At 31.6% G+C, this 12,670-nt stretch carries 9 protein-coding genes; 2 read left to right on the top strand and 7 right to left on the bottom strand.

All coding sequences use genetic code 11. The features are described 5' to 3' along the window. Positions 1–3 precede the first annotated feature (3 nt). Both E9099_RS05895 and E9099_RS05890 read left to right on the top strand, forming a co-directional pair. On the top strand, positions 4–924 hold the full coding sequence (locus tag E9099_RS05895; protein WP_136582767.1) for a PorP/SprF family type IX secretion system membrane protein: 921 nt from the start codon (positions 4–6) through the stop codon (positions 922–924). A gap of 1,226 nt (positions 925–2,150) precedes the next feature. Then, the gene (locus E9099_RS05890; protein WP_136582766.1) at positions 2,151–2,969 is read left to right on the top strand and encodes a hypothetical protein; all 819 of its coding nucleotides are present in this window, start codon (positions 2,151–2,153) and stop codon (positions 2,967–2,969) included. Positions 2,970–3,646: 677 nt separating this feature from the next. Here E9099_RS05890 and E9099_RS05885 read toward each other — a convergent pair. The 7 genes from E9099_RS05885 to E9099_RS05860 form a co-directional block, all read right to left on the bottom strand. After that, a complete protein-coding gene (locus E9099_RS05885; protein ID WP_136582765.1) occupies positions 3,647–5,431 on the bottom strand; it encodes a T6SS phospholipase effector Tle1-like catalytic domain-containing protein in 1,785 nt (594 codons plus the stop codon). Positions 5,432–5,434: 3 nt separating this feature from the next. Then, positions 5,435–6,466 carry a DUF2931 family protein gene (locus E9099_RS05880; RefSeq protein WP_136582764.1) on the bottom strand — a complete coding sequence of 344 codons (1,032 nt, stop codon included), beginning with the start codon at positions 6,464–6,466 and terminating at the stop codon, positions 5,435–5,437. Between the two features lie 491 nt (positions 6,467–6,957). Then, on the bottom strand, positions 6,958–7,800 hold the full coding sequence (locus tag E9099_RS05875; RefSeq protein ID WP_136582763.1) for an SH3 domain-containing protein: 843 nt from the start codon (positions 7,798–7,800) through the stop codon (positions 6,958–6,960). Between the two features lie 123 nt (positions 7,801–7,923). Next, positions 7,924–9,006 carry a DUF2931 family protein gene (locus E9099_RS05870; RefSeq protein ID WP_136582762.1) on the bottom strand — a complete coding sequence of 361 codons (1,083 nt, stop codon included), beginning with the start codon at positions 9,004–9,006 and terminating at the stop codon, positions 7,924–7,926. A 360-nt stretch (positions 9,007–9,366) separates the two neighbouring features. Next, positions 9,367–10,869 carry a serine hydrolase gene (locus E9099_RS05865; protein WP_136582761.1) on the bottom strand — a complete coding sequence of 501 codons (1,503 nt, stop codon included), beginning with the start codon at positions 10,867–10,869 and terminating at the stop codon, positions 9,367–9,369. A 235-nt stretch (positions 10,870–11,104) separates the two neighbouring features. Then, a complete protein-coding gene (locus E9099_RS19365) occupies positions 11,105–11,341 on the bottom strand; it encodes a tetratricopeptide repeat protein (RefSeq protein WP_205961024.1) in 237 nt (78 codons plus the stop codon). Then, positions 11,305–12,291 carry a hypothetical protein gene (locus E9099_RS05860; RefSeq protein ID WP_205961023.1) on the bottom strand — a complete coding sequence of 329 codons (987 nt, stop codon included), beginning with the start codon at positions 12,289–12,291 and terminating at the stop codon, positions 11,305–11,307. Before E9099_RS05860 ends, E9099_RS19365 begins: the two co-directional genes overlap by 37 nt. Positions 12,292–12,670: the final 379 nt, after the last annotated feature.

Below are 12,670 nucleotides of genomic sequence, written 5' to 3'. Positions count from 1 at the left end.
GCAATGACTATTACAAAAAAAACAATCACACTTGCCATAATTATAGGATTTACCTACTGCTTAAAAGCACAACAAACCCCTACATTTTCAGAGTATAATTATAATCCCTTTATTATTAACCCAGCATATGCTGGGTTAACAGAAAACACCGAATTTACATTGAGCAATACTGGCTTTTTCAATCAATTTGAAGGCAGCCCGAAAAGTTTTTCATTTAGCGGACACGGTTCGCTAAATAGAGATAAAATAGGAATTGGTGCTGGTATCACACGTGATCAAATAGGGGTGACCACTTCTACCTCTTTTTTCGCTGCTTATTCTTATAAAATATTTTTCGATTTTAAAAGCAATAGGCCATATTGGCAAGCATACGATGCTGGCGTCTTATCTTTTGGTATCACCGCTGGATTACAACAGTATCAAAGTAACTTAACAGAATTAGGGATTTTAGACGATCCTAAATTCGCTCAAGATATAAACGCAACAATACCGACTATAGGTTTCAGTTTTCTATTTAATCACGCGTCATTTTATGTCGGCTTCTCTACACCAAATGTTATGGGAGACAGTCTGGCATCAGATAGCAATTTAGTATTAAACAGTCCGTATTACGGCTACTTTGGTTACCGTGTTTATAATAATCGTTTTGAAGAGTTTATGATAAAGCCAAACATCTTACTAAAATACGAAGATGGTGCGCCACTACAAGCCGATTTTAATGTTTCGCTTAGTTTTAGAAACAAACTAGAAATAGGAACAGGGTACAGAACCAGCAATTCTATAAACTTTTTAGCAGGCGTCTATCTGTTTAATAACTTGCGTGCGATATACACTTACAATCTAGCGAGTAAAAACACGACTTTTGGAAATACACATGGTATTATATTAAGTCTTCAGCTTGGGGATGGTTACAAAAAAGATTAATCTTAGTGTAGTAATAAAAAACGGCGATAGATAAAATTTGTTATCGGATGACCGCTCATAAAAAAAAACACAAACTTTAGTTTGTGTTTTTTTATACCCTTATGTAATTAAAATTAGTACAATACAAATAAGCCCTTAAATAAATCGGCTACCTTAGAGCAACCCCTTGACCTTTAATAAATATACGTAGTTCTGCGTATTGCAAGACTCTAATGTAAATTGTAATTTCGTGTTATTGCAAAAAAATCAAAGTGTTTATATAACTAGTTGTAACCAATTACACGAAATCAATATTGATTATGCCAGTAATTAGAACTAGAACTCAAAGTACAGAAAGCTTAAGGGGCTTTTATGAATCTCTAGCGTCTGAAAATGAAACCTGGAGATTTACTAAAAAAAGTATGATTGAATTGAAGAGAAATTCCCTAAGAAAACATTTTACGCTTTAACTTCTCACTCTAGGCTAGTAATATTTGATAAAGATGATACTCTATCTGATTGGTTAGTTATTTTTTCAAGCATGTTTCCTAATGAATATGAAATGAGCGCAATGCTTCCAGATAATAAATCTATTTGGACCAATGCACGAATTACAACTCAGACTGATTTCGTTGCTCAAACTATAGCGCATTTCGAAAGCGCTTTTAAAAAAAACTTGGTAAAGAATAATAAAAGACAGTGAAACATTACTTCTATTACAATCAAAAACTGCCCACAACAAAGTACTGTGTTAAAACAAGTAAAATTTCATTATTCCCCCAAAAAAAACACTTTTATATTCCTCATCAAATATCAACCTTGATTTAGCAATATCAAAAAAAACTAGCCATAATAACTTATTACATTAGGATATAAACTTTAACTCCTATTACCACACACTCAACACGTAATTAAGTTGCTTTTAAAAAATCTTAGACGACTAAAATTACAACTATTTTCCATCGCCGTGCTTAAAAGAGAAGACTAACACATTTTTAAAAACCTACTCATAAATTAAACACCAATAGACGCCAATCAAAGCGACATTAGATAATACAACTAAATCAAAGGACACATGACAGCAACTCAGTCGTCAAATTTAAATCGTTGGACTAAAACACAAAGTAATATGGAGCAATGGGCACTAAAGAACAACTGCAATCAGCACCTTTTTTCACTGAATATAGCCTATTAAAAACAAGTTTACTGTATTATTTTTGTGCCATCCTTTAATCTAAATAATAATAATGCACACTATTAAAATAAGCATCACAATAAATGGCACTGATGCCCCATCAAAAGAGACCATATTAAATAAAAGCTCAAACACTGCTTTTTTAGAAGCACCAGATACACAGTCTATCCTCTCCACGCTTATCAATACTGTTACAGCTGTCAAAAAGGAACAAAAAGTCTACGAGTTTAATTATACCATAACACATCTAGATGCCGATCAAAATATTATAAATACAATTGAGTGTTACGATTTTTTTGACGAAGTAATCAAACACGACGGATTAGCACCACAAATAATAGCATACACCAAAGCTACAGATCACGGAGAATATGATAGCAGAATTTGGTTGGATGATGAGACTCCTGCAGGCACATGCGCTATTTTAGCATTGGTTACTAACGATATTAAATGGATCCCAGAATACATTACTTTTTTAAGAACCTGTGATCTGGACCATGAGGTCGATCAGTCAGGAGATATTAGTACTATTGTCGAACAATATGGTTGGTGCGAAGCGACATTAAGCTTAGCAATTTCTAGACTGTTTAGTTGTCATGGGCAACATGGTACAGAAGATATTGAACAAATGCTTAGCAACGGATTATCCGATTTTGTCCAAGAAAACAATCCACTATTCGCACAAAAACTAAAAGAAGAACTACACTATACCTCAAAATCTTTATCGGCAACAAACCAATCTAAACAAAGTTACATCGATGAGATATTTAAGGACGACATCGTACTTTTCTTAGACTATCTTCAAGACAAAACCATTACTAACATTACAAACGACTTGACCTACATCTGGGAGACCATCAATAATAAATAAACACTATTTATGGCGAGTAAAAAAAACACAAACTTAGGTTTGTGTTTTTTTTTGCATTATTTCTACTAAACGGAGTTTCCGTTATATAAGCAATACCCGCAAACGTTACCCTTCCATCACTAGTCTTATCTAAAACAAACCGTTTTACATAGTATCAATACTAGCGTGCCCATCGTTCCGAATTACGCAACCTTAACATTGCCTTTCCATAATAGCAAAAATAGATCTGTAGACATTAATCTAAAAGGGATGCCAAATGCCAATAGCTCTAAAATTACGGCAGACACAATCACTGGACGTAACCACATAACACACACAACATATTAAATCGTATATTACTATAAAACAACAAGTAAAATCTTTTTTTTAAATATTCAGTCAATCCAATGAAAATTAAATTAAGCAGAGGCGTTATATTCCATATTAGGTGTTTTATAATCTAAAGATAAATGTAATCTAACGTCGTTGTATAAGTTAATTACAGTTTTTTAGCACTATTAAGACGGTTTGCGCTATTGTTTTTGGTATGACTGGAAGATGCTAAAACGTAAGCGTAAAAATAGGTTGTTATCTTTGTTTTTATGAAAAATCATTGATTTATCTAGAATCTTGGACTTGTAAAATAGTAACCAGTGTTGCAAATAGTATTTTCGCATCAATTATATTATTATCGATTTTTATCCTTTTCGGTATTTTCGATTGTAATCAAAACAGGGAGCAAGAGGTTCAAATACTAATCCGCTGTTTTCATAAGTATGAGAAATATGGAGATACTTATTTCTAAGTTTTTTAATTTTATCAATATCTTTTTTATAGGCAATGACTATAACTTCATTTAGTATAACATTTCCTATTGGAGTATCAGATATATTAAATCCTTGATTTTCTTTTTCAATCTCAACTTCTTCATGGACGAGAGTGTACTCTTCGAATGTGTTTTTTAAAGATTTCATGCTTTCCCAATTTTTATTGATTAACTCTTTTAATTCTTTAGGGCTATCAATAAAAATAGTACATTCTTCAAGAAGATAGTTTTTATCTCTTCTAAAATTCCTATAATGACTTCTAAACTCTTTTTTTGTAATTTTTCTAGCTTGATATTTATGACCTATTTCATGATATTCTTGTACCATTTTATCCCATAAATTCTTTATGTTTTCAGAACGATCAAAAGGTAATAACTCTACATAATTACTTTGTTCTTTTTTTGTTTCTAATTGTTGCTCTAACTTCTTTTGTATGTTTTTTAAAAAGATGTCATCATTAGTATTGAAATCATCAACTAAATCTTCTTTTTTAATTAACGCTTTATTATCATCAGATAATTTTCCCATAATTTGTAATGGGATAACACTGTAAGTATTTGTTAAGTTTTTACGTTCTCCATAAACTTCATTTCTTAAAAGCCAAGTAAACCTTTTATCTATAGTTTCTTTATCAAACCAGCCTTCTAAAAGGAAATGGTACATCACATTGTTTGTGTTTAAAAAGTCAACAGTATTACGAGTTCTACTTCCATCCCAAAGTAGTACTTTTTCTTGTTTTATATTTTCTTCATAACCACCACCAATATCTGAATGTACGCCAGGCATTGTAATAGTTAATCCTTTTTGGTATGCGCTTGTTATATCAATTAAGCTAAAGTTTTCTCTAATTTCGTCTTGAGCGGTTATATGCACTACTTTTTCAGCATGATTTAGTTTGTCTAGTTTTAATTGAAGCACATCATTCCAGTGAATGACACCATAAGAAGCCACGGTTTCATATAGCCCAACAAAACGAATTTTTACTTTATAGACACTTACTTTATTGTGCAAATACTGTCCCAAATAGCCGCGTTTTGGATGTTTGTCTATTGTAAATCCTGTAATAATATCTTGCTCTAGTGTAAATGTATCTGTACGCATTACTTGATAGATAAAGTGGCGTGCTGCTGCTGCACCTCTACTAAAACCATACACATCAAATTGTAAGGTGTCTATACTTTTATCTTCGAAATCATATTCTAATTTTTCTAATTTATCGACAATAGTTTTACAGGCTTTATTTACTTTGTCGCCAATACCTCTGCTAAAAGCACCCATAGTTTTACTTAAAAAGGCATCTCCTTCAAAATTATCGGTACCAATACCTTCTACATATACTTTTAGCGCTTCGGTGTCGTCTGTTTTGTAAAACCTTTCTAAACGAGACACATTAGATTCATCATTAAGATAACTTACATCTTCTTCTTTATTAAAAGCTGTAATACCTTGTTCTCTTTCACTAATGCCTTCATTATTTATAGATGATGCATTTAAGGTTGGATTATTAGCTGTTTCTTGGCCTTTTGCAGCTTTACGAGCACGGGTGTTTTTACGGTTATTCAATGTGCCATCAAAAAAAACACCTACGGTTACTGTTTTACCTTTTTCTGTTTTTTCTCTATTAGGCTCATAGGTACCAAAAGCAATGTTTCCCATTCTCTATTTTTTTATTAGTTTACGTTTTACCTCATATGGCAATACTTCTATTTCTATTTTTTCGGTATCACTTTTTAAAAATAGACGGATTTCTCTCACATTTACAGGTATATAGGGCTCTATGTAAAATGCTGCTTTATTACTATTATTTTTAAAAAAGGTAGACATTTTAGTATATTCACTTTCTTTTAATTTTAAAACAACACCATATATATACTCATCATTATCTTCTTCAAGCCAATTAAGTGTAATTTTTTTAGGAATTGGCAAACTGTTATAAGTTTCGTTTATATGATAGGCTCTATTTTCTCCATAAAAACGCTCGCCATTAAAACAGTTATAAGCTAAATAGGCTACTTTATAGTCTACGGGCATAATTGTTTTAAAATTAAAATATTCTCTATAGTTTCCCCAACGTTTAAAAGGGATGCCGTTTGTTTTATAATAGGCTAGAGAGTCTTTGTTCATATTTCTTTCAAGTCTTCCTTTTACATATTTCTCTCTATCTTGAAGTCCCATTGGTACAAAGTCTTTCCATTTTATATCTGTTTTTTCGGCTTTAAAAAAACCTACTTCTAGTTGAAAGTTACCTAATCCTTTCATAAACAAAGCTACTGTACCGCCAGGAGCTACATTGATAACAAAACTAAAATCGTGATAGGTAACAATGTCTTCTCCATAATTGTCTTTGAAACCTTCATCAAAAATGGCTTTTATTTTTTCTTGGTCTAGTTCAAAATTACCTTTATAAAATTGATTTTCTATATACGATAACCATATTATATCTAAAGTTTTTGGGAGTGTTTTTACCCCATCGCTAGAAGAACCAGATGTTCCCCATCCACTATTTATTGTGCCATCTCGTCTAACGTCTACACCGCCTAAAGCGGCGTAATATATAGTGGCAGGAAAGTTTTTTGGCGCATTGACGGAAACTCTCCATTCGTATTCGTTATCCATAGTATTAGATTTTGTGTTGTTACAACTAAAGAATAAAGTTAATAATAAGCCGAATATGATTGTTTTATTCTTCATTTTTTACATGTCTTATCCTAAAATATGGCTGCAGGTTAAAATTGAATTAAGCGGAGACTTTATTTGCCATATTTGGTATTTAATAGTCTAAAGATAAATATAATCTTACTTCGTTGTATAGATTAATTACATTTTTTGCAGCGCTCTTAGGATGGTTTTCCCTGTTGTTTTTGGTATGACTGGAAGATGCTAAAACGTAAGCGTAAAAACAGGATTCCATTAGGGGTAGAGAATGGGCACGTTCATGCTTGGAGTAAAACCAGAATGGGAGGCAAGGTAGTTGCTTAAGGTTCTATTTTAAAGACTGCTATTGCAGTTTCTAGGCTAAACGAAAAAGGTATAAACGGTTGTTGTATTATAGTAATATTCGAAAATTTCAATTTGGTGAACCAGCATATACGTTTCTGAGTTCTACTGTTAGTCACAATAAAAACGAAAGGATTAATGTCGTTACGCAGGTGTGCTGATGTGAGAGGTGTATTCTGACTATTTTAGTTGGAACGGTCTGCTTGATTAATAAACGTTTTTGGTTCAGGTTTAAGTTCATTATTGTTCCATTCTAATTCTATCTTAATTTTTGAGGATTTTTCCCAAGTAGTTTTGTTTTCTTTTGATTCGCTTTCGGAGTCTTCTCCTTTTTCTTTTATATAAATAATTTTATTTTTCACTCCTAACGAATCTTTGGGGAAGTGTAAGTTTTCAGACTCCCAAAATCCTATATCTCCTCTTGAAACTACATCTATTACTTTGTGAAGTTTTTTATTATCGAAAAAAAGATAATAACCACCTGAGTTTGCTCCACACGATTCAGGAAGATAATTTATAAAAACAATATTATTAATTCCTTCTAGTCCTTTATTATCGAATACTTTCAAACAAAAACCATTATTATCTCCAAATGATTCAGATTTGTTTTCATAATATGGCATTTTCGAATCCGAAATTACTCTTGTTAAAATATATAATTTTGATTCAATTCTTTCAAGACTCACATAACATCTAATATTGTTATTTTTAACTTCAGTCAGGGAAATCAATCCACCAAGTATATAACCAGTTTTTGCTCCATATTTTATTTTGTACCAAGGGAATTCAATTCCGTTGTAATTGTTTTTTATATTAGTTTTTTCAACAATATCAACCTGTTGTCCAATTTTTAATAAACTAATTGTTTCTGAATCAGAAGTCGGTTCAGTTCTTAATCTTACATTGTCTCCAAACATATATGCTAAATCACCAGTCTCAAATTCTTTGTCGATTCCAAGGTATTCACATTCTTGAGCAAATAAAAAATTTGAAAATAAAATTAGTAATAAGAATAGGTTTTTCTTCATAATGTTTTTTAACGTGATTGTGTATGCTTAGTGGTGTGATTTAATCAACTAAGTTACCAAATAAATCATAGATAGAATATTAAGCAGGAGTGTTTGTAAATAGGCTAAAAGTAGCAGTTGTTTTTACACGGTGTAACTGTTGCTCAACTCAAAAAGAGGGTTAAAATAGGTTGTTATCTTTTTCTTTATTAGTTTACGTTTTACCTCGTATGGTAATACTTCTATTTCTATTTTTTCAGTATCACTTTTTAAAAGTAGACGGATTTCTCTAATATTTATAGGTACATAGGGCTCTATATAAAATGCTGCTTTATTGCTATTATTTTTGAAAAAGGTAGATATTCTACTATATTCACTTTCCTTTATGTTTAAAATAGCAATGTATTTGTACTGATTATCTTCTTCAATCCAATTAATCGTAATTTCTTTGGGTATAGGTAACTTATTGTAATTTTCATTTATATGATATGCATTGTTTTCTCCATAAAAGCGTTCGCCATTAAAACAATCATAACCTAAACCTACTATGTTATAGTTTACGGGCATAATAGTTTTAAAATTAAAATATTCTCTGTAGTTTTTCCACCGATTAAAGGGGATGCCGTTTGTTTTGTAATAGGTTAGAGAGTCTTTATCTACATCTTCTTCTAAAGTTAGTTGGACATATTTATTTCTATCTTGCATACCCATTGGTACAAAGTCTTTCCATTTTATATCTGTTTTTTCGGCTTTAAAAAAACCTACTTCTATTTGAAAGTTGCCTAATCCTTTCATAAACAAAGCTACTGTGCCACCAGGGGCTACATTGATAACAAAACTAAAATCGTGATAGGTAACAATGTCTTCTCCATAATTGTCTTTAAAACCTTCATCAAAAATGGCTTTTATTTTTTCTTGGTCTAGTTCAAAATTACCTTTATAAAATTGATTTTCTATATACGATAACCATATTATATCTAAAGTTTTTGGGAGTGTTTTTACCCCATCGCTAGAAGAACCAGATGTTCCCCAGCCACTATTTATTGTGCCATCACGTCTAACGTCTACACCGCCTAAAGCGGCGTAGTATATAGTAGCAGGAAAGTTTTTTGGCGCATTGACGGAAACTCTCCATTCGTATTCGTTATATATAGTATTAGATTTTTTGTTGTTACAACTAAAGAGTAAAGTTAATACTAAGCCGAATATGAATGTTTTACTCTTCATTTTTTACATGTCTTATCCTAAAATATGGCTGCAGGTTAAAATTAAATTTAACAGAGGCGTTATATCCCATATTAGGTGTTTAATAGTCTAAAGATACATGTAATCTTACTGGGTTGTATAGATTATTTTCATTTTTTTAGCGCTCTTAGGATGGTTTATGCTATTGTATTTAGGAAGACTGGAAGACACTAAAACGTAAGCGTAAAAACGAGATTCAATTTGGTAAACCGCCGTCTACATTCCTGAGTTGTATTGCTAGTAGTAATACAGACGAAAGGATTAACGTAGTTACTTACGTGCAGTATTGTGAGAAGCTCACGCTCTTCAATTAAGAGTTGTCTGCTCGATTATCTGCTGTTTTTATTTTGATGTTTCAATTGTTATCACTTCTTTTCCTTTGCTTCCCAGGTAATGAATTAATAATTTTTCATAGACCTTATATCCGTCATCTACATTGGTAAATATGATTAAACCGTTTTTGGTTTTGGGAAATATAAAGATGATTGTTTGTGCTCCTTTATCTGCTCCGCCGTGTGATAATGCATATTGACCATCTTTAAAATCGTAAATCTCAAAACCAAGACCAAAATGTTTTCCTTTCGAGCTTTCAACTTGATGTGTTGTCATGTCATTAAATACTTTTTCCGAAATGCCATAGCCATTCATTACGCTAACCAAGAATTTGCCATAATCCTCAATTGTAGTTAATAAATCGTCTGCTCCGTTTGGTGTTTTGTTTTTAATTGTTTTATAGGGATTTCCTTGATTGTCAAACCCTTTGCTAAATCTCGTTTCATCAACATTCGAATTCCAAATATATTGGGTGTCCTTCATAGATAACGGTTCAAAAATCAATTCGGTTGCTAATTCGTTCAACGACTTCTTAAATTTACTTTCCAAAGCTCTTCTCAAATATTCGAATCCTTCTCCTGAATATTGATATTTAGTTCCTGGCGAAAACTGAAAGGTTAATTTATTTGATTTGTTTAAATATCTCCAATTTGGAAAACCGCTTTGTTGACTCAAAATATGGCGTGTAGTTAGCGCTTTACTTCTTTGGTCGTTAGCAACATCAGGGTCGGTCCAATATTTAAATATTGGCTCGTCCAAATCCCATTTGCCTGAACTAATTAGTTTTAATGCTACCATTGCTGTAACCGGCTTTGCTAAAGAGGCGACATTAAAAATTGTATTGTAAGGAGCGGCTTTTCCCTTGTCAAGTTCTCCAAATACTTTTACTTGTTGCAGTTGTCCATTATTAATAACGCCTATTCCTAAAGCCGGTATATTGATAGATTTTAACCATTTTTCAATCTCTTTGTCATTATCAAAAATCGAAGTCGCATTGGAAATATCAAAACGTGTTTGATGGTCAAAACTTAAACTTTTGTTCAGTTTCCATTGTCCGTTTTTTAAAAGCCAAATATTTGAGAATTTAGCTGAACTTGCAAAATGTTCTTCTTTGCCTACTTTTGTTTCATAAAATCGATGCGCACCGTTTTGTATTGCTCCGTAAATGGTGTCATTTTTGTAAAGTGGATAAATTTCTGTACTATTCTTTATTAATTCCCTTCTTGATTGGTATTTGTTTGGTGAACTGCATAGACCGTTCTTAATATTGTATAAAAATTCATTTTTGTCCGAAATACCGTCTTTATCGTGTAAAAACTCTAGATTGTTGCTCAATAAGTTCTCAAATTGGCTAATATCACAAGTATTAAAACCTATATTAAAAAGCAAACTATCCTTTGATATTATGGTTTTGTATACTTCCGATTTTTCTTGAACCTGTCCAAATAAGAAAGTAGAGGTGAAGCATAAAAAAGCAATTACTATTTTTTGAATATTTTTATAGTTTGTCATTTTTTATGCAGTTTTTAGTTTTTTAATGTTCTGTCTTAAATTGTAGCGAGCGATGAAAATTAAATTTAACAGAGACGTTATATCCCATATTAGGTGCTTAATAGTCTAAAGATATATGTGATCTTACTGCGTTGTATAGATTAGTTTTATTTTTTTAGCGCTCTCAGGATGGTTTGTACTCCGACCCTTTTAGTCGGAGTTATTTACTTGATTAGCAATAGTGTTTTGGCGTGCATCAATTTTCAGATAGCTCTTTACCTTCTTTACATTTCAGTAATTTTTTTATGGCATTTTTATTTTCGGGATTCAAGGTTAAAGATTTGGCATAGTTTTTTATTGAATTGTTCCAATCTTTTTTTTCGAGATAGGCCTCTCCTAAACTATCATAAAGGTCATAATCATTTGGCATTAAGCTAATCCCATATTGAAAAACTTTTATGCTATCTCTGTATTCTTTTTTTGCTCTAACCATTCATACCCAAGGACGTTAATAGTTTCATTAAATTCCATTTTTATTAACTCTGTTTCAGAATACACCTCTGGGTTTAATTGTTCTTGTAGGAATAAGACAGGGTTATTGATGTCATTGTATTTATTGTAAAATTTATTCCCCATCGATTCTTTAGGGAATAAATCGACCATCATAGTTTTATGATCGCCTTTTTTTAATTCCTCTATTAAATCTAATTCAATATATTCTGTAAAATCACCATAAAGGTATACTCTTATTTTTAATGATGTTAAATCATATATTGTAGAAAATTGAGTAGAAAACAGGTCTGAACTTATTTGCTTATAATTCTCCATAACATTACTGCAATAACCTAAAGAAGCATTGCCATCGGTAGCTTTTATAAATTTCTGACCTTCTTGGAACCAAGGAAGAGTAACATCTTCAAGAGTTTCTATTTGTGAATAATAAAAGTTAGAAAATGACTTCTCTGATTCTTCTCCGATAACCAATATATCGCCCTCAACAATTAAATATGTTCCTGATTTATCAACAAATACAATCATACTACTTGAAAGAGAACTTAAATTAATTGTTTCCAAATAAACTTTAACTTCTTCTACAGTGGACATCGTTTGCATAATATTACTAATAGCGTTACCAATAAATACATTAGTTTTTCCTTCTGTATTTTCTATAGGTAATTCTGGTTCGCTAAAACCATCGAATACTAAACCTGCTTCATTTATTGCGCCTTGGGCAAAGTTATTTAACTGCCCCATATACATCACACCATATTTTTTATCTCCAGCAACTTCAAACCAAAATTGATTATTTGGACTTAAATAATCTTCATTATTTCCAACAAAGGTTCTTCCATCTTTTGTGATTTTATACATGCTACAAGCACTTGATATTAATGGATTTAGTAATAGAGTTACTAATAAAAAGCTTATTAATTTATATTTCATCTGTCTATTTTATTGGTAATGATTTATAATAAAGATTGCCTGTTTTTATTATTGTTACAGTTTTTCTTCAATAATTATTGCCAATGGTAGTAAAACCAGAATGGGAGTTTGGGCAATAGCTCAAAGTTTTATTTTAAAGACTACTATCTCTAGGCTTAGAAAAGGGTGTAAATCGTTGTTAGATTATAGTACTATACACAAACTTCAATTTGGTAAACCGCCGTATACGTTCCTGAGTTGTATTGCTAGTAGCAATACAGACGAAAGGATCAACGCAGTTGCATACTTACGGTGTTGTGAGAGGCGTATTCAGGCTATTTTAGTCGGAGTCGTCTACTCGATTGGCAACAGACTATAGTTGCTATTCTATATGTTTTGT

Origin of the sequence: Psychroserpens sp. NJDZ02 (assembly GCF_004843725.1) — a bacterium.
GTDB lineage: Bacteria > Bacteroidota > Bacteroidia > Flavobacteriales > Flavobacteriaceae > Olleya.
Note: the sequence above shows the minus strand (reverse complement) of the source record. Positions and strands in the feature narration are given on the sequence as shown.